We start from the raw sequence: 18,049 nt of genomic DNA, 5'->3' as shown, positions 1-18,049 counted from the left end.
CCATTGAGCCACTTTTGGATTATTGACTCGTCTTTATTTTTTGTACGTGTGACCAATTAATCGCACTGGCTAATAACATTTCTCTTAATGTTAGCCTGCGCGGTGGTGCCGCTTTACCGTAATGCCAAGTGTGACCGCAGCACGCAGCAACCATCAAGGCTTTTGTGGGTTTTAACAGCTCAATAGATTGCATCTCCGGTGGCGTTAAGCTGTCACCGTTCATCGCAAACCAGCCAAACTGATTACAATGGACTTTTCCTGAAGCGCAAATTTGATCAACACTATCTAATCGCACAGTAACACCCGAAAGTTCAGCACAAAGAACTGGAGCCACTAACCCAACTTTTACTTTGTTTAAAAAAAATGCCTCATTGGCTACTTTATCACTTTTTGGCTGAGTTTTTTGTTTTGCCAGCCAACAGCCATTAAAGCTGTCTAGTTCAAGCGGTACATCACCATGAATAATGTGAGTAGCAGCACGCTCCACATAATACGGTAGGCTGTTTAACAAACGCTGAAGACGTTGATGATCAGATAATTCAGCAAGTTTTGGCAGTTCTCTGGCATAAAATACATTTACAAGTTCTGCAAACATCAGGCGTGATGCTTCATCATACCAAATTGTATTTTGCTGCTGCTCCAAAACGCCTCCTATCGGTACAATCTATCAACGTAGACCGGTGTACATCCTTTATACACTAGCCATGTTTCAAATCAAAGCAAAGTGCGCAGCTGAATAAGCCTTATGGTTTAGTTCCTAGTTTAGCTTCTCCTTCAGCCATAAACTGGACTACCGAACTACGTTTTTTACCAATTAGGAAACTTCCATCCGTCAAAAACATAAAGTTTTGCCAACACCGTTTGAACACATCAAAGCGGGTCTCAATTACATCATCTCGAGAGAGACAAAAATACACCGTGGTATTGGCTTGCCAATCAAGAAATTGCTCAATCGCTTCTGGAAATTGCTCACCAGCCTCCCAGGGCTGTTCCCAACTAAGGGTTTCTTGCCATGACTCAGCTTTGCCAACCCAATCTGTTTTATCAAAAAAATCTGGGTGATCTTTTTCGTTGCTCACCATGGTGCTCCAAAGCACCGCAGCACGCGCCGCAGACATTGGTTTTATCAATGCCAAATCGGCAGCTTCGATTGGAAGATCTTTATGTTTGAAAACCCAAGCTTTCTTATAATCGTCCAGCGCAATATAATTCATCTTTAAACACCTTCAGTCTTAATGGCACGGATTATAACATTTCAGTCCGTCACGTACGGCTTTTATTTTTTGGAGCTTGAATTAGTGGATATCACACCTGGAATTTACCGCCACTACAAAGGAAAACTTTATCGTGTGCATGCTTTAGCAACACACAGTGAAACGCAGGAAAAACAAGTGGTTTATCAAACCCTATATGGAGATATGAGCTTTTGGGTTAGGCCACTTGAAATGTTTTTAGAAAACGTTATGGTCGAAGGCGAGGCGGTACCTCGCTTTACCTTAATTGAAACCGAAGCAGGGTTGGCAGCGAAAAGCTGATTGTGGCAAGATGCGGTTATCTCATCTGACCACAAGAAGTTGAATTATGTTTAAAGGTACTGATCAATATATTGCTACCTCTGCACTACAACAGGCCGTGAATGCGGCCATCGTATTAGAAAAACCACTCTTAATTAAAGGCGAACCTGGTACAGGCAAAACCTTACTCGCTGAAGAACTTGCTAAAAGTTTAGACACAGAGTTAATCCAATGGCATATAAAGTCAACCACCAAGGCCCAGCAAGGCTTGTACGAATACGATGCGGTCTCGCGTTTGCGCGACAGCCAACTTGGCGACCCTCGCGTTAACGATGTTAGTAACTACATCATCAAAGGAAAATTATGGCAGGCGTTTACCGCCACAAAACGCCCTGTTTTACTCATAGATGAAATCGATAAAGCTGATATTGAATTTCCCAATGATCTACTGTTAGAACTCGATAAAATGGAATTTCACGTTTACGAAACTAACGAGCAAATAAAGGCAAAGGTGCGCCCCATCGTTATTATTACTTCAAATAATGAAAAAGAGCTGCCAGATGCCTTTTTACGCCGCTGCTTTTTCCATTATATCGACTTCCCAAGCAAAGAAGAGATGCAGCAAATTGTGGATGTGCATTTTCCACATATTAAATCGAGCTTGGTACAACGTGCTCTTGAAAGCTTTTTCCAATTACGCGACACACCAAACTTAAAGAAAAAGCCCAGTACGAGTGAGCTGCTTGACTGGTTAAAACTATTGCTCGCAGAAGATATTTCCCCTGAGACATTACACGATAAATCCAATCAAGGTGGCTTGATGCCATTATTCGGCGCACTACTTAAAAATGAACAAGATGTTTCTTTGGTTGAAAAACTCGCCTTTATGAGCCGACGCTGATCATGCTTATTGATTTTGTACTCACACTTAGACGTTACGGTATTAAAGCAAGTTTGCGAGAATTACTGGACTGTCTAGAAGCACTTGATAAAGAGGTGTGCTTTGCCGATCTGGACGGCTTTTACTTTTTGGCAAAAATCATCTTCGTGAAAGATGAAACTTTGTTTGATAAATTCGATCGTGCGTTTGCTGATTACTTTGAGGGAATAGACTCAATAGACCTCTTCTCAAAACTTCAACAGCAGCAATTACCTGAGGACTGGCTGCGTAAAGAGTTTGAGAAATCACTGTCTGAAGAAGAAAAAGCCAAACTCAACGCAATGGGTGGACTCGATAAGCTCATTGAAACGTTGAAAGCACGCTTGGCAGAGCAACAAAAACGTCACGCTGGCGGCAATAAGTGGGTTGGTACAGGGGGCACTTCGCCTTTTGGGGCTTACGGCTATAATCCTGAGGGGATCCGCATTGGCCAAGATGGAAATCGCCATCGCAGAGCAGTAAAAGTTTGGGACAAACGGCAATACCGCAACCTCGATTGTAATACTGATATTAGCAGCCGCAATATCAAATTGGCTCTTAAGCAGTTGCGTAAATTTGCACGCAGCGGGGCAAGTGATCAGCTTGATCTGAATGAGACCATTCGTGCCACCGCAAGACAAGGCGGCATGTTAGATGTAAAAATGGCACCAGAGCGACATAACTCAGTTAAAGTCTTGATGCTGTTTGATATTGGTGGCTCCATGGATGACCATATCCAGCTATGTGAGCAACTTTTTAGTGCCGCACACGGTGAGTTTAAGCATCTTGAATTTTTTTACTTCCATAATTGTGTATACGAACATGTTTGGCACGATAATGACCGTCGTGACAGCGAATTGCTTGACACTTATCAGCTAATTAACCGTTATGGCTCAGACTATCGGCTAATATTTGTTGGTGACGCGACAATGGGCCCCTATGAAATCACCTATCCCGGCGGTAGCGTAGAGCATTGGAATCAAGAGGCTGGAGCCACGTGGCTGAACCGTTTAACCAATCACTTTAGTAAGGTGGGTTGGCTTAATCCTCAGCCGCAAAGTTATTGGTCTTACTACCATTCAATCGAGCTAATAAATCAATTAATGCAAGACCGAATGTATCCGCTAACAATTGAGGGATTAAGTCAGGCGTTTAAAGAGTTAAGCTAAAAGAGTCTTGCTTGCAAGGAAAGCGTCTTGCAAGCAATGATGCGAGGTTACTCATTCGCTTCAATAGGTTCTAATTGTAGTTTTGAAGCAATCAATACGGCTTGGGTACGATTATAGACCCCTAGCTTTCTGAAAATAGCAGTAATGTGTGCCTTTACCGTCGCTTCTGAGATATTTAATTCATAGGCAATTTGTTTATTTAACAGGCCTTCATGAAGGTATTGCAATACTTTATATTGCTGCGGTGTTAATGACGCAACCTGCTGCGCAAGCTCTTTATCTTCCCCCTCTAGCTCTGCGACTTTGTCTTTCATCCCTTCTGGTAACCAACTTTCTCCATCAAGCACTTGTTCGATAGCTTCTGTAATTTGCTCGACCGATGCTGCTTTTGGGATAAACCCCATCGCACCATAACCCATCACCTTTGAGATGATTGAAAGATCTTCGCTTCCCGACACGACAACAACAGGGAGGCTTGGGTGATCCTCTCGGATCCGAATTAGTCCATATAAATCACCATTGCCCGGCATATGTAAGTCGAGCAGCAATAGGTCTAGTTCTTCTTGTTGTTGTAAGACCGAGAGCGTAGTGTCAAAGTTTTCAGATTCGAATACCTCTAGCCCTTCAAATTGCGCTTTTAGAGCCCCCTTAAGCGCCTCTCGAAATAGAGGATGATCATCCGCGATTAAAAACTGATACATGCTATGCTCCTAAAAAATCGGCTGTTATCGTAAAGATAACAGCCGTTATAGTATGTTTATATTAGGTCGCAATTCAAGTCATTCTGTTAACGATTTAATCTATTCTCGATTAATTCATCAACAACACTTGGATCAGCAAGGGTAGAAGTATCACCTAATTGCTGATATTCATTCGCAGCTATTTTACGTAAAATGCGGCGCATAATTTTACCGGAGCGCGTTTTAGGCAGACCTGGAGACCACTGGATCATATCTGGGGTTGCTATTGGGCTTAACTCTTTCCTAACCCAACTTCTCACTTCCTTGGTTAACTCATCAGACACCATAACGCCTTCGTTTGGTGTGATGTAAACATAAATACCTTGGCCTTTGATGTCATGTGGGTATCCTACCACGGCCGCTTCAGCAACCGCCTCATGGGCAACTAACGCACTTTCGATTTCAGCAGTTCCCAAACGATGACCTGAAACGTTAAGTACATCATCAACACGACCTGTGATCCAATAGTAACCATCCTCGTCCCGACGGCAACCATCGCCCGTAAAATATACGCCCGGATAAGCAGAGAAATAGGTTTGTTCAAAACGTTCATGATCGCCATACACGGTACGCGCTTGAGAGGGCCAGCTATCCAAAATTACCAGATTACCTTCCGTTGCACCTGTAAGCGTATTACCTTCTGCATCAAATAGTGCAGGAGCAATACCAAAGAATGGACGGGTCGCAGAACCCGGCTTAAGTGCCGTTGCACCAGGTAATGGCGTGATCATGATGCCGCCCGTTTCGGTTTGCCACCAAGTATCTACGATTGGACACTCACTATTACCAATTTGTTCGTAATACCAAGACCAAGCCTCTGGATTAATTGGTTCACCAACCGAACCCAAGATACGTAAACTATCGCGCTTTGAACTTGCAGTCGGCTCGTCACCTTTAGCCATCAAAGCACGGATAGCGGTAGGCGCGGTGTAAAGAATAGTAACGCCATGTTTATCAACAATCTCACCCATACGCCCAGACGTTGGATAGGTTGGCACGCCTTCGAATACAACTTGAGTACAACCATTCACAAGTGGACCATAGGCAATATAACTGTGTCCGGTGATCCAACCGACATCAGCACTACACCAGTAGATATCGTCTTCTTGAAGGTCAAATACATACTCATGTGTCATAGAAGCATACACTAGGTATCCACCCGTAGTATGAACAACCCCTTTTGGTTGACCCGTTGAACCCGAGGTATAAAGAATAAATAGCGGATCTTCCGCATTCATCATTTCAGGTTCACATTCCGCAGGTTTATCAGCAACTAATTCATGCCACCATACATCATGCGCATTCCATTCAACATCACCACCGGTCAGTTGATGTACCACAACATGCTCTATGCTGGTTACACCAGCTTGCGCTACCGCCTCATCGACATTTGCTTTTAATGGAACACAGTTCCCACCACGGCGTCCTTCATCGGAGGTGATGACCACTTTAGCACCAGAGTCTTTAATGCGATCTGCAATTGCTGAAGGCGAAAACCCTCCAAAAACCACCGAATGGATGGCACCAATCCTAGCACAAGCTTGCATTGCGTAGATTGCTTGAGGTGTCATAGGCATATAAATAGCGACACGATCGCCTTTTTGTACACCCAAGTGCTTCAAACCATTTGCCAATTTGGCGACTTCGTCATGAAGTTGCTGGTAGGTAATATTTTCTGTTTGTTCCGGGTTATCACCTTCCCAAATCAATGCAACCTTATCGGCGCGCTTTTCGAGGTGTCTATCGATACAGTTATAAGAGGCATTTAGTACGCCGTCTTCATACCATTTAATATTGATATGGCCTTTGTCGAATGAGGTATTTTTAACTTTGCTATAGGGTTTGAACCAATCTAAACGTTGACCGTGCTCTTTCCAAAACTCTGCGGGGTCATCAACCGACTTTTGATATAGTTCTTGGTATTGTTCGTCGTTGATTAATGCGGCGTTCTTGATTTTTTCAGGAACTGAATAAATGCTCTGTGACATAGTCATCTCCATTATATTTAGAGGTCTAGGTCTGCTAGACACGCTTTTCATAAGGATCACCCAGCCTTGGGTGTTTAAGTATTAGACCTTAGTTGTAGAACCTATGAAAACGAATAAGTTTCATCGCAACAAATGCTTTGTTACCAATTTAAAATTTACAGCAAAGCCCAAATTCTCGGGTCGCAAACCATCTACCACCTTAGTCTAATAGACCAATAGATAATTGAGTAAAAACCCACCTTCCACAACAGTTAGTGTTGATTTAAATGAATATCAGCTGATGCTGACTGTCAGGCACAGCAATTGAGGAACAGGATTATGACAACGAATAACATTAATAAAAAACTGCTTGCGGTTGCTATCAGCAGTCTTTGTGCGCTTCCTGCCACAGCAGCTGAGATTGGCGACACGAAAGTAAATTACGGTGGTTATATAAAACTTGATGCAATTTGGAGTGACTTTTCTGATGGCTCGTTAGGTGCACAACATATAGGTCGAGATTTTTATGTCCCAGGCACCATTCCTGTTGGCACAAACTCAAGCAGCGACGCTGTTTTTGATATGCATGCTCGTCAATCTCGCTTCAATTTGGCCACCGATACCAAGCTTGATGATGGCAGTAGTATCAAAACTAGAATTGAATTAGATTTTATTGCTTCTGTCGGCGGTAATGAGCGTGTCAGTAACTCCTACTCCCCTCGTATTCGACAAGCTTTTGTTACCTATAAAGGCTTTTTATTTGGTCAAGCTTGGTCAAACTTCCAAAATGTAAGTGCACTACCAGAAACTTTGGACTTTGTAGGCCCTGCAGAAGGTACCGTGTTTGTACGTCAAGCAATGGCAAAATACACCACAGGCAACTGGTCTTTTTCAATCGAAAACCCTGAAAGCACAGTAACTACAGCCGATAGCGGTCGAGTAGTAACGGATGATGCGAGCATGCCTGATTTTACGGCTCGCTACACACATAATGCAGACTGGGGGCATATCGCGGTAGCTGCCCTTGCTCGGCAGATCACTTATAAAGTGGGTGGAGCTGATGAATCTGAAAGCTCATTTGGGATCAGTGCATCTGGCCGTGTCAATTTTGGCAAAAATAACCTGAAGTTTATGCTCACTCAAGGTCAAGGACTTGGCCGCTACATAGGACTAAATGTTGCTAATGGTGCTGTGTACGATGGCAATTCATTGCATGCAATTGACTCAACATCTGGTTTTGTTGCATATCAACACAATTGGAATGATCAATTCCGCTCTACATTTTTATACTCATTTTTTAATGCTGACAACGAAAGTAATCTACTGGCGGTAACGGGAGATCCTACAAAATCAAGCATAAGTTACAGTGCTAATTTACTTTATTCTCCAGTGAAGAAGCTGACTTTTGGTGCTGAATATAAAATCGGTACTCGTGAGACTGAAAGTGGCTTAGAAGGCGATTTAGACAGACTACAGCTTTCTGTAAAATACGTGTTCTAATTTTACAATAAACTGTATTGATCCAACTGTAAGCGGCTAATATGCCGCTTTTTTGTTGTTATACCAGCTTGCTTTATTAGAACTTTGAAATTCTATCAATTACTATCTTGTAATCGGAGAGAGTCCATATATGGTATTAGAGACCATGCTCTGTTAATACCCGGTTTGGCATAGTTATTATGCGCTACTAAAAGTGAACTAAACGCAGTGTTCACCTGAATTTTTGCCAAATATAAAAAACCCCACACGCTGGCGGGGTTTTTCAGTATAGTGAAGCACGTTACTACTGCGCTTTTGCATCCTTCATATAATCAAAGAATTTACTGTCTGGCGATAGCACCATTACGTCATTCTTATTTTTGAAGGTATTTTTATACGCCTCGAGTGAACGTACAAAGCCAAAAAACTCAGGGTCTTTATTGTATGCTTTAGCATAAATGTTAGCAGCTGTTGCATCACCAAGACCACGAACAGCACGAGCATTACGCTCGGCATCTGCAAGCATTACAGTTACCCTGCGGTCTACATCTGCGCGAATTTTCTCTGCCTGTTCTTGACCTTCAGAGCGGTGCTCTTTTGCTACAGCCTGACGCTCCGCACGCATACGCTGGAAAATTGAATTACTTACTTCATTAGGAAGGTTGATTTGCTTAACACGGACGTCTAGCACTTCAATACCTAGCTCAGTTGCACTTTCGGATGCTTGAACAAGGGCTTCTTCCATCAGCTCGCTTCGCTCGCCCGACACAATCTCTTTAATTGTACGAGAACCAAAGTTTGTTCTAAGTCCATTGTTCACCTTTTGCTTCAGTAGCGTTTCAGCATATTGCTTGTCACCACGAGCACGAAGATAATAAGCGCTGAAGTCATTTACGCGCCATTTTACGTATGAATCAACAATAAGGTCTTTTTTCTCGCTGGTAACAAAACGGTCAGGTTGTCCATCCAATGTTTGTATACGCGCATCGAGTTTACGAACTTGGCTAAAAAATGGCACTTTAAGGTGAAGCCCTGGCTCATACACCAAAGCATCTCCATTTGCGTCTTTTTGTACCTTACTGAATAGCAAGACAATCGCTCTTTGTCCTTCGTTTACAACGAAAATACCAGAGAAAGACATGATCACGGCAGTGATTAATAGAATGAGACTAAAATTCTTCATATTCATTATCTCCCGTTACCGAATCTATCGCGATTAAATCTATCATTGCTGGAGTTCACAGAGCTGTTTTGCTGCTGATTACCTTCTATCGTTCTGCGCAGTTGTTCGATGTCACTTTGACTCGGCAAGCGTACTGGAGAAGAGCCGCTAGCATGTGATTGCATGATTTTATCTAGTGGCAGATACAACATGTTATTGCCGCCTTCAACATCAACCAAAACTTTAGAACTTTGACCTAAAATTTGCTCCATAGCATCAATATATAAACGCTTACGTGTTACTTCTTTTGCCGCTTGATATTCTGGTAAAAGCTTTTCGAAACGCTCAACTTCACCTTGAGATTCTAGAATGATCCGTTCTCTGTATGCTTCAGCTTCCTGAGTCATACGAGTCACTTGACCACGAGCACGAGGCTCAATCTCTCTTGCGTATGCTTCCGCTTCGCGAATAAAGCGCTCTTCATCTTCCTGTGCTGCAATGGCATCGTCAAACGCGTCTTTTACTTCCGCAGGAGGACGAGAATCTTTAAAGTTAACGTCAGTCACAATCAAGCCTAGATTGTAAGGTTCGATAATGCTGTTCAGCTCATCCCATGTACGCTGACGCACTACTTCACGACCAGTAGTAAGTACTTGATCCATGCGCGAGTGACCAACAACGTAACGTAGAGCACTATCTAGCGCTTGTTGCAAACTATGATCCGCATCTGTCACACTAAAACGATATAGTGTTGGATCGACAACACGGTATTGCACTTCAAACTCCACGCTGACTACGTTTTCGTCTTCTGTCAGCATAAAACCTGATGCTGAAAGTGACCGCACGGCTTCGATATCTACAGGAATAACACGTTCAATAAACGTGGCCTTCCACCGCAGACCGGGTTCTGCAATACGATCAAATTTCCCGAACTGCAATACGATCCCACGTTCGGCTTCTTTGACGGTATAAATACCGCTTAATGCCCATACAATAACAGCAATAATTAAAATAAAGACGAAGCCCGCTCCGCCTAGTCCGCCGTTACCACCTTTTCCCGGTTTTCCACCGAAGATACCACCGAACTTATTGCCAAATTTACGGAATACTTCATCTAGATCAGGTGGGCCTTGATCCCGCCCTCCGCGGTTTTTCCACGGATCGTTATCATTGCCATTATTACCCGGTTCGTTCCAGGCCATAGCTATACTCCATTGTTATTTAAATGAATTAGGTTAAATCTAACAAAAATCGAGCGACTCTCATATAAAAATACGCTCGAAATTAACGATTTTTAACTGCCAGTGACTAAATCATTGAGATTTTGCCCAAATTCTTTATTGAGCTTTTCCCATTCAATCTGTGGCATTCTTACTGAAACAAGCCAATTGCCTTGCTCATCATAGCCTTTTTCGTTGACCGCATTAAGCTCAAACAAAGCGCCACGCAAACGCCCAAGTGCAGGAGGCACAGCCAGCTCGGCGGTAAAAACTGTTTTAGCTAACAGCTCTTTAATCGCATCGAACAACAGCGAAACTCCAGCCCCCGTATGTGCACTGAGCCACACTCGGACAGGTTTTCCCTCGTCATCCCTATCTATTCTAGGCGCAACATCGTCCATTAGATCAATTTTGTTGTAGACCAAAAGCTGAGGAATGTCATTTGCTTCAATTTCCTCTAGAACCAATTGTACCTGTTCTATATTTTCTTTTCTTCTTGGATCTGCAACATCAATCACATGGAGCTGTAAATCTGCTTCTCGTGTTTCTGTTAGTGTTGCCTTGAACGCCGCGACTAGGTCATGCGGTAAGTGGCGAATAAACCCCACGGTATCCGCTAAAATAACAGCACCAACATCGTCAATTTCAATCTTTCGTAGTGTCGGGTCTAGTGTTGCAAACAGCTGATCTGCAGCATACACCTCTGCATCCGTAATGTGGTTAAATAAGCTCGATTTGCCAGCGTTGGTGTAACCAACAAGCGAAACGGTTGGAATTTCATTGCGACTTCGCGCTCGACGCCCCTGCTCTCGAACAATAGCCACTTTTTCTAGTCGCTTGCGAATACTTTTTATCCGCTCTCGTAGTAAACGCCTATCAGTTTCAAGCTGTGTTTCACCGGGGCCTCTTAAGCCGATCCCCCCTTTTTGCCTTTCTAAGTGCGTCCACCCGCGTATTAAGCGTGTTGAGATATGCCTAAGCTGAGCAAGCTCAACTTGTAATTTACCTTCATGGGTTCGCGCCCTTTGGGCAAAAATGTCTAAGATCAGTGTAGTCCTATCTAACACCCGACACTTACAAATGCGTTCTAAATTGCGCTCTTGTGAGGGACTGAGTTGGTGGTTAAATATGATGACATCTGCGTTGTGGATATTGACAATCTCGGCAATTTCTTCAGCTTTACCCGTTCCGACGAACAACTTCGCATGAGGTGCTTGACGGCTGCCTTGCACAACCGCCACACTACTAACACCAGCAGAAGAAACTAGCATTTCCAATTCACGTAGATCTTCTCGATCACCCTCATGTGGAAATTCTATATGAACCAAGACTGCCTGTTCGCCGGCTTCGTAACGGTCAAACAAGCATTAAGCTCCTACTAATTAAAATCAATAATTACCTTCTTCATTCTGGTCACTCGCGTCACTTCCAGTTGCATTTTGGAAATTTACCGCACGAGCAGGAACCACAGTGGAGATGGCATGTTTATAAACCATTTGGTTTACCGTGTTTTCAAGTAAGATCACAAACTGGTCAAATGACTGGATCTTACCCTGCAATTTAATACCATTTACTAAAAAAATTGAGACAGGAATGCGCTCACGACGCAAGACATTCAAAAATGGGTCTTGTAAAGATTGGCCTTTTGCCATTTTCTTATCCTTCGTTTTAGGTGTTATTATGTCAGGTCGTTGATTTAATCAGAACACGCTGATTTAACAACTACTATTAGCTTAGCGAAGTTAGAACACGTTGCAAGTTTTCTTGACCATCGGTGTCAAGCCAAGTTACATCTTGCCACCCCCTCAGCCAAGTTAATTGCCGTTTCGCCAGTTGTCTGGTAGCTGCGATGCCTTTGAAAACCATTTCTTCATAATCGCATTCGCCAGCTAAATACTCCCACATTTGCCGATATCCAACACATCGAATTGACGGCAAATCAGGATGTAAATCTTTTCGATTATATAGGGTCAAAACTTCATTTTTAAAGCCTTGTTCCAACATTATTTTAAATCTTTTTTCTATACGTTGGTGCAAGACTTTTCGGTCACTTGGCGCTATCGCAAATTGATGAAATTGATACGGTAATACCGCTTGTTTCGTTTGCTGTAGTTCGGTCATCGTTTTACCACAAATACGATAGACTTCTAGCGCTCGATTTATCCGTTGTGAGTCATTTTCACTAATTTTTAGTGCCGCTTCAGGGTCAATCTCTGTTAATTGCTGATGTAGACCCGGCCACCCAATCTGTTGCGCCTCAAGTTCAAGTGCAGCTCTTACCTCAGCGTTGGCCTCAGGTAATGGCGAAAGCCCCTCTATCAACCCTTTAAAATACATCATAGTGCCACCAACCAAGATGGGCACCTTTCCACGTTGATGCAGATCATCAATCAGTCTGATAGCGTCAGCACGAAACTCTGCCACCGAATAACTTTGCGCAGGGTCAATAATATCAATGAGGTGATGTGGTGCCATTGCTTGCTCTTGCGCGCAAGGCTTAGCCGTACCAATGTCCATGCCACGATACACTAACGCAGAGTCTACACTGATGATTTCGGTGTTAAGCGTTTGGCATAATTCTATCGCTAACGCAGTTTTCCCCGCAGCTGTCGGCCCCATTAGGGTGATGACAGGTAACTTGTTCACATCTAACCTACTAATAAACTACACTAATCTTATATTATAGCTGATTGTGCATCGGAATTAATACCTACTTCTTAGGCAAATTAATCAACACTCAAAAAGCGTACTAACTTATGGCCATCTATTGTAGCAGCATTTTCATGAATGCGAGCCAAACATGCCGTGTTTGAAAGCATTTTATCTTTAACTAAATCAAAGTGCTGACTATCAAAATAAGCGCTAGGCGTGGTTGTCTCAAGCCATTGTAACCAGATAGTGAGCTCAGCTTCCGGTTCCGGCTCCAACATCGCTTTTGAGATTTCCCCCACATCGATGCTGTATAGCGATACAGGAAGTTTTTTAACTAAAATGTGAGTATCGAATAGCTCGATAGAAAAGCCTAAAATCGCGAGCCAAGTTTGCCGTTGCTGAAGAGCAGCAAGTGCGGTTTTATCCAGTTTAATTCGCACAGGTAACAACAATGCTTTACCTTGCAGCGTGCCGTCTTGCTCAATTTGCGCTTGCCAGTAAGGCAACAGGCCATGCTTACAGTCCCCAAACCGCAGCTGATTATCTTGTTCGAGTATTACTTTGCCATGAGGCAACGACATCCAACTGGATTTAGCAGCCAAGCTTGGCGCTTTGGTCAGTTGCTCAGTAGGTATTGTCGACTCAGCTATCGTATCAAAGTGCTGCATCTGTTGATGTGACAGGCCTTGATAAAGCTGATTAACATTTACCTGTTTCTTTTTACTCGCGGCGCTATCTGTACGACCACGGCTTGCTTTTGGTGTTTGTGTGGCGAGACTCGGGTACTGACTAGTGCTTTCATGTCTATGAGATGGCGCTTTAGGTTGGAGTGTTGAGCGATAGCTTTGATGATAAGTCTCATCTTGTTGCTCTTGAGGTGTAAATAAAGGCGTCTCAGAGCTAGGTCTGGGCAGCGATACGGTATCATTATCGCAAGATAACTCCGTTTGCGCTGTTGCAACTTGCTTAATCGCTTGAACAATAAAATCATGTACTAAACGTGCTTGATGAAAGCGCACTTCGTGTTTAGCTGGGTGGACATTTACATCGACTTGCCGAGGGTCAAGCTCTAGATAGACAACAAACCCAGGAAGTTCTTCATGACCAATTGATTCATCAAATGCTTGGCGGATCGCGTGGAGGATAAGCTTATCTCGCATCATACGACCATTTACGTAAGTATATTGGGTCGAGTTAGTAACGCCTGCTGGTAACACCCAACCAAATAGTCTTAGACCTTCGTGGCCTGATTCGATGAAGCTGGCGTGCTGTGAAAACACCTTGCCACCAACTTGTGCTACCCGTTGCACTCCATGCTCCATCGCGCGCGGTCGGTATTGGCGAACCACTTTTTGATTATGAGTTAAGGTTATTGCAATATCAAAACGGCTCAGTGCGATCCGCTTTACCAATTCATCAATGTGGCTAAACTCCGTTTTCTCGGTTCGTAAAAACTTCCTCCGCGCTGGTGTATTGAAGAATAAGTCCTTTACCTCGATTGTAGTACCGTCTGGGTGCGCCGTTGGCTGGATCTGAACGGCCATATCTCTGCCTTCAGCAAAAGCCTGCCAAGCCGTTTCCTGAGTGCTCGGCTTAGAGCTTAGTGTCAGGCGTGACACTGAGCTAATAGATGCCAAGGCTTCACCTCTAAAACCAAGCGATGCAATACACTCAAGGTCATCTAAACTTTTCAGTTTACTGGTGGCATGACGCGACAGTGCCAGCATAAGTTCATCTTTAACGATCCCTTTGCCATTATCACGGATGCGGATCAGCTTGTGACCACCACGTTCAATGTCTATTTGAATTCTGGTTGCCCCAGCGTCGATACTGTTTTCCACCAGCTCTTTTACCACTGAAGCCGGACGTTCTACCACTTCACCTGCGGCAATTTGGTTAGCCAGCCGAGCTGGAAGCACTTCTATTGTCATGGTTTACGCTTTTGGGATAGTTAATACTTGGCCGATAAACAAGGTATTGTTTTTTAAGTTGTTTGCTTTTTTAAGAGCTCCGACTGTTATGCCATAACGGCTGGCTAACACACTCAGAGATTCACCACTTTTTACCTTATGGGTTACCGGCTTGTTAGACTGCATACGAGCAAACAGCGAGTTGTCAGGTGGGTTTTTCTCATAATACCCCTTGATAGAACTAAAAATAGCGCGGGCTAGGCGTTCTTGATAATGAGGTGAAGTTAATAACTTTTCCTCTCTTGGATTCGAGATAAACCCGGTTTCCACTAAAATCGACGGAATATCAGGGGACTTTAGCACGCCAAAATTTGCAGCTTGAGGGCGGCTTTTATGCATTTTTGCGACCTTTTTTAGCTCCTTCACAACTTCTTCAGCAACCTGAAATCCGGTTTTCATCGAGTGCTCCATCGACATATCAAGCAGTGCTTTGGCAAGGTATTTCTCATTTGCTGTATCTTTGATTAGATCCGCGGCTCCTCCTAAAAGTTGAGAGTGCTTTTCTTTATCTTCCAACCATTTACCGATTTCAGAGTTAGCTCTTCGTAGCGACAGTACCCATACCGATGCCCCACTCGGTTGTGGACTGGTAAAAGCATCAGCATGAATGGAAACAAAAAAGTCGGCTTTTCTCTCTCTTGCTCTTGCCGTTCGGGTATTTAACTTTAAGTAGTAGTCTCCTGTACGAATGAGTTTCGCACTCATGCCCGGTTGGCTGTCAATTAATCTCGCTAAACGTTTTGCAATTTGTAACGTCACTAGCTTTTCATAAATACCTGATGGCCCAATGGAGCCAGGGTCTTCCCCCCCATGGCCTGCATCAATGGCAATCACAATATCTCTATCCTGTACTAGCGTTTTTCGCGGAGCAGCTGTTTTGTTATCGCTATAGGCACTTGTTTGTTTGCCATATAAATCTACCACCAGACGGTTTTTATATGGCCCTGTTGGTGCGAGTGCAAATACCTTTGGAGTGGCACTGCGACTTAATTCAACCACAATTCTCGCTGATTGACTGTTTTTAGGTTTACTATGGCGAATTTTGTTAATCACCCGGTGCTCATCGGCAATATTTGGGAAGTTTTTTTTCTGTTTAGTGCCTTCGAGATCAATCACCAAGCGTAAGGGATTTTTTAACACAAAGTAGCTGTAATCCGGCTTTTTACTCATATCGAAAACGATACGAGTACTTTCTGGCGAAGGCCACACACGTACACTCTCAATGGCATTTTGAGCAACGCTGTGCATGCTTATAACCAGCATGCACAAAAAAATAAAAAAATACTTACTGTTGAGATGATTACGCATAGTCTTGTAATTGTTTTAGTAACGCCTCACCGCGACTAGACTTCGCCTGAAGAATAGCCTGACGACCTTCACCTGCGTATTGCATCGTAATGTCGATATCAGGGCTTGGTATGAACCCTTCCCCTTTTTCTGGCCATTCAACAACACAAATAGCATGGTTTGCGAAGTAGTCTCGGATCCCCATATATTCCAGCTCTTCTGGAGAACCTAGTCGATACAAATCAAAATGATATATTGAGACATCTTCTAATTCATAAGGTTCAACCAAGGTATAGGTAGGACTTTTTACCTTACCTGAATGACCAAGGCTTTGCACTATTCCACGGGTAAGTGTGGTCTTTCCTGCGCCCAAATCACCATGTAAAAACAACACGGCACCTTGGCGGACAACTTGGGCAATTTTATTACCCATCGCAACTGTTGCTGGCTCATCAGCCAAATCGAATTTAATATGTCCTGTTGTCACCCTAAAATACCTCGAATATGTTCGAATAAATCCCCGGCTAGCATACCTTTTGCACCATCATCAGCGGCCTGTTCAGCAGCTAAACCATGAATATACACGGCCAGGTTTGTGGCCGCAAATGCTTCCATTCCTTGCGCTAATAAGCCGCCTATAATACCAGATAATACATCCCCCATCCCAGCACTTGCCATTGCGGCGCAACCTGAACGGTTGATATTTATGCTTTGCTGTTGTGCCACTAGACTACCTGGCCCTTTTAACACAGTAGTTGCTTGGTATTGCTTGCTAATATTTGATACCACTGCAAATCTATCAGCTTCATCTACTTTTGCGTTTACATTTTTCAATAACCGCCTTGCTTCGCCAAGATGAGGCGTTAATACCCAGTTTGACCTTGCAACAGGCTCTTTAGCTAGCAAATTTAGGCCATCAGCATCGAGCACTAATGGTAATTTGGTTTGTATTACTTTTCGAAACAAACTTTGCGCCCACAGATCTTGCCCAAGCCCTGGGCCTAGTACCACCACACTTGCCTTGTTAAGCAGCGGTAATAATGCTTCAGCCGTTGCCACGGCATGCACCATCAATTCATAACGACCATATAACACCGCGGCGGTATTATCTGGGTGTGTTGCCACCGAAACTAACCCAGCTCCGGCTCTCAATGCGGCTTCTGCGGCTAACCGAACCGCTCCAGCCATGCCATGATTACCACCTATCACTAACACATGGCCATGTGAATTTTTATAACTATCAAGTGCTCTTTGCGGCCTTGTTGCCATCAAAGTTTCATGATTTAAGAAATTCGAGGTTGCTGTAACCTGTGAATTAAATGCTTTATCAACACCCAGACCTGCGAGTAATAAATTACCCACAAAACGTTTAGCTGTGCCACTTAACAAACCTTGTTTGAGGGCGATAAAAGTAACCGTTGTAGATGCCATCAGTGCCGATGGCGCAACTTCTCCAGTTGTTGCATTTACACCGCTAGGCACGTCGAGTGCTACTTTCCTGATAGGGAGATTATTAATGCAGTCAAAGCAAGTACGTACATGCTCCGGTAGCTCACCGCGAAATCCAGTTCCAAATACAGCATCGACCACGGTCGTAAATTGGCTCAGGTCTATTTCATTATATGTAGACACCAACTTCCCATGGTATTGACGGTATGCCTGCTGGGCATCTCCAGCTAAGCGTTTAGGTTCAAACAATGTCAGTACAGTTACGGCAATACCAGCCTCCCAACACAGCTGCGCAACTATAAAACCGTCGCCAGCATTATTTCCCTTACCAGTGATAACGAGCACCTTTTCATGGGATGACATTGTGTCATTCACATAAGAAAATGCGGCATGACCTGCACGACGCATCAGCGTGGTTAAGTTAGTACCAGATAATTTAGCGGCTTGACCTTCGTATTGCTGTACTTGCTGGGATGTGTAGGCAACTTGTGGTAAATTATCCGAGTATTCATTAGCCATTA

The 18,049-nt window shown here is 43.6% G+C and carries 17 protein-coding genes; 4 read left to right on the top strand and 13 right to left on the bottom strand.

Going from position 1 to position 18,049, the window contains the following annotated elements; all coding sequences use genetic code 11:
* Window positions 1-19: 19 nt before the first annotated feature.
* Together D9603_RS07895 and D9603_RS07890 are read right to left on the bottom strand one after the other, a co-directional pair.
* Window positions 20-643 (bottom strand): hypothetical protein, encoded by a 624-nt coding sequence (locus tag D9603_RS07895; RefSeq protein ID WP_128730884.1) that lies wholly within the window; start codon window positions 641-643, stop codon window positions 20-22.
* A 100-nt stretch (window positions 644-743) separates the two neighbouring features.
* Window positions 744-1,214, bottom strand: coding sequence for a DUF2947 domain-containing protein (locus D9603_RS07890; protein WP_125250579.1), 471 nt, complete (start codon window positions 1,212-1,214; stop codon window positions 744-746).
* Between the two features lie 84 nt (window positions 1,215-1,298).
* Here D9603_RS07890 and D9603_RS07885 point away from each other — a divergent pair, with 84 nt between their 5' ends.
* Genes D9603_RS07885 through D9603_RS07875 form a run of 3 tightly spaced genes read left to right on the top strand, consistent with a single transcriptional unit; the run spans window position 1,299 to window position 3,602 of the window.
* Window positions 1,299-1,535 carry a DUF1653 domain-containing protein gene (locus tag D9603_RS07885; protein WP_128730883.1) on the top strand — a complete coding sequence of 79 codons (237 nt, stop codon included), beginning with the start codon at window positions 1,299-1,301 and terminating at the stop codon, window positions 1,533-1,535.
* Window positions 1,536-1,578: 43 nt separating this feature from the next.
* Window positions 1,579-2,415: a MoxR family ATPase gene (locus D9603_RS07880; protein WP_125250580.1), complete on the top strand. Its 837-nt coding sequence runs from the start codon at window positions 1,579-1,581 to the stop codon at window positions 2,413-2,415.
* A gap of 2 nt (window positions 2,416-2,417) precedes the next feature.
* A complete protein-coding gene (locus D9603_RS07875) occupies window positions 2,418-3,602 on the top strand; it encodes a VWA domain-containing protein (RefSeq protein WP_128730882.1) in 1,185 nt (394 codons plus the stop codon).
* Window positions 3,603-3,649: 47 nt separating this feature from the next.
* Here D9603_RS07875 and D9603_RS07870 read toward each other — a convergent pair whose 3' ends face one another.
* Window positions 3,650-4,303 (bottom strand): response regulator transcription factor, encoded by a 654-nt coding sequence (locus tag D9603_RS07870; protein ID WP_125250582.1) that lies wholly within the window; start codon window positions 4,301-4,303, stop codon window positions 3,650-3,652.
* An 86-nt stretch (window positions 4,304-4,389) separates the two neighbouring features.
* Window positions 4,390-6,330, bottom strand: coding sequence for an acetate--CoA ligase (gene acs / locus D9603_RS07865; RefSeq protein WP_128730881.1), 1,941 nt, complete (start codon window positions 6,328-6,330; stop codon window positions 4,390-4,392).
* A gap of 318 nt (window positions 6,331-6,648) precedes the next feature.
* Here acs and D9603_RS07860 point away from each other — a divergent pair, with 318 nt between their 5' ends.
* Window positions 6,649-7,809, top strand: a complete 1,161-nt coding sequence (locus D9603_RS07860; RefSeq protein WP_128730880.1) for a DcaP family trimeric outer membrane transporter — start codon at window positions 6,649-6,651, stop codon at window positions 7,807-7,809.
* Window positions 7,810-8,092: 283 nt separating this feature from the next.
* Here D9603_RS07860 and hflC read toward each other — a convergent pair whose 3' ends face one another.
* The 9 genes from hflC to D9603_RS07815 all read right to left on the bottom strand — a co-directional run bounded on the left by hflC (window position 8,093) and on the right by D9603_RS07815 (window position 18,047).
* Window positions 8,093-8,971, bottom strand: a complete 879-nt coding sequence (hflC, locus tag D9603_RS07855; RefSeq protein WP_128730879.1) for a protease modulator HflC — start codon at window positions 8,969-8,971, stop codon at window positions 8,093-8,095.
* Window positions 8,972-8,976: 5 nt separating this feature from the next.
* Complete coding sequence (gene hflK / locus D9603_RS07850) at window positions 8,977-10,152, bottom strand: FtsH protease activity modulator HflK (RefSeq protein ID WP_128730878.1); 1,176 nt, start codon at window positions 10,150-10,152, stop codon at window positions 8,977-8,979.
* 92 nt (window positions 10,153-10,244) lie between these two features.
* Complete coding sequence (gene hflX / locus D9603_RS07845) at window positions 10,245-11,534, bottom strand: ribosome rescue GTPase HflX (protein WP_125250587.1); 1,290 nt, start codon at window positions 11,532-11,534, stop codon at window positions 10,245-10,247.
* 24 nt (window positions 11,535-11,558) lie between these two features.
* On the bottom strand, window positions 11,559-11,822 hold the full coding sequence (hfq, locus tag D9603_RS07840; RefSeq protein ID WP_125250588.1) for an RNA chaperone Hfq: 264 nt from the start codon (window positions 11,820-11,822) through the stop codon (window positions 11,559-11,561).
* A gap of 76 nt (window positions 11,823-11,898) precedes the next feature.
* Window positions 11,899-12,789: a tRNA (adenosine(37)-N6)-dimethylallyltransferase MiaA gene (gene miaA / locus D9603_RS07835; RefSeq protein ID WP_217704621.1), complete on the bottom strand. Its 891-nt coding sequence runs from the start codon at window positions 12,787-12,789 to the stop codon at window positions 11,899-11,901.
* Window positions 12,790-12,896: 107 nt separating this feature from the next.
* Window positions 12,897-14,753 (bottom strand): DNA mismatch repair endonuclease MutL, encoded by a 1,857-nt coding sequence (gene mutL / locus D9603_RS07830; RefSeq protein WP_128730876.1) that lies wholly within the window; start codon window positions 14,751-14,753, stop codon window positions 12,897-12,899.
* A gap of 3 nt (window positions 14,754-14,756) precedes the next feature.
* Window positions 14,757-16,100, bottom strand: coding sequence for an N-acetylmuramoyl-L-alanine amidase (locus D9603_RS07825; RefSeq protein ID WP_128730875.1), 1,344 nt, complete (start codon window positions 16,098-16,100; stop codon window positions 14,757-14,759).
* Entirely contained in the window at window positions 16,093-16,566 is a 474-nt protein-coding gene (tsaE, locus tag D9603_RS07820) for a tRNA (adenosine(37)-N6)-threonylcarbamoyltransferase complex ATPase subunit type 1 TsaE (protein WP_128730874.1), read from the bottom strand. The genes D9603_RS07825 and tsaE overlap by 8 nt, the downstream gene beginning before the upstream one ends.
* Window positions 16,563-18,047 carry an NAD(P)H-hydrate dehydratase gene (locus tag D9603_RS07815; RefSeq protein WP_128730873.1) on the bottom strand — a complete coding sequence of 495 codons (1,485 nt, stop codon included), beginning with the start codon at window positions 18,045-18,047 and terminating at the stop codon, window positions 16,563-16,565. The genes tsaE and D9603_RS07815 overlap by 4 nt, the downstream gene beginning before the upstream one ends.
* Window positions 18,048-18,049: the final 2 nt, after the last annotated feature.

Source organism: Pseudoalteromonas sp. PS5 (assembly GCF_004103255.1).
GTDB classification, from domain to species: Bacteria; Pseudomonadota; Gammaproteobacteria; order Enterobacterales; family Alteromonadaceae; genus Pseudoalteromonas; species Pseudoalteromonas peptidolytica.
This window is presented reverse-complemented; position numbering and strand designations above follow the sequence as displayed.

What these genes read in the sequence shown, in the direction of transcription:
- hfq (WP_125250588.1), bottom strand. Translation starts at nt 11,822, where the DNA reads ATGGCAAAAGGCCAATCTTTACAAGACCCATTTTTGAATGTCTTGCGT.
- hflK (WP_128730878.1), bottom strand. Translation starts at nt 10,152, where the DNA reads ATGGCCTGGAACGAACCGGGTAATAATGGCAATGATAACGATCCGTGG.
- acs (WP_128730881.1), bottom strand. Translation starts at nt 6,330, where the DNA reads ATGTCACAGAGCATTTATTCAGTTCCTGAAAAAATCAAGAACGCCGCA.
- miaA (WP_217704621.1), bottom strand. Translation starts at nt 12,789, where the DNA reads ATGGGGCCGACAGCTGCGGGGAAAACTGCGTTAGCGATAGAATTATGC.
- D9603_RS07860 (WP_128730880.1), top strand. Translation starts at nt 6,649, where the DNA reads ATGACAACGAATAACATTAATAAAAAACTGCTTGCGGTTGCTATCAGC.
- D9603_RS07815 (WP_128730873.1), bottom strand. Translation starts at nt 18,047, where the DNA reads ATGGCTAATGAATACTCGGATAATTTACCACAAGTTGCCTACACATCC.
- D9603_RS07890 (WP_125250579.1), bottom strand. Translation starts at nt 1,214, where the DNA reads ATGAATTATATTGCGCTGGACGATTATAAGAAAGCTTGGGTTTTCAAA.
- D9603_RS07870 (WP_125250582.1), bottom strand. Translation starts at nt 4,303, where the DNA reads ATGTATCAGTTTTTAATCGCGGATGATCATCCTCTATTTCGAGAGGCG.
- mutL (WP_128730876.1), bottom strand. Translation starts at nt 14,753, where the DNA reads ATGACAATAGAAGTGCTTCCAGCTCGGCTGGCTAACCAAATTGCCGCA.
- D9603_RS07875 (WP_128730882.1), top strand. Translation starts at nt 2,418, where the DNA reads ATGCTTATTGATTTTGTACTCACACTTAGACGTTACGGTATTAAAGCA.
- D9603_RS07825 (WP_128730875.1), bottom strand. Translation starts at nt 16,100, where the DNA reads ATGCGTAATCATCTCAACAGTAAGTATTTTTTTATTTTTTTGTGCATG.
- hflC (WP_128730879.1), bottom strand. Translation starts at nt 8,971, where the DNA reads ATGAAGAATTTTAGTCTCATTCTATTAATCACTGCCGTGATCATGTCT.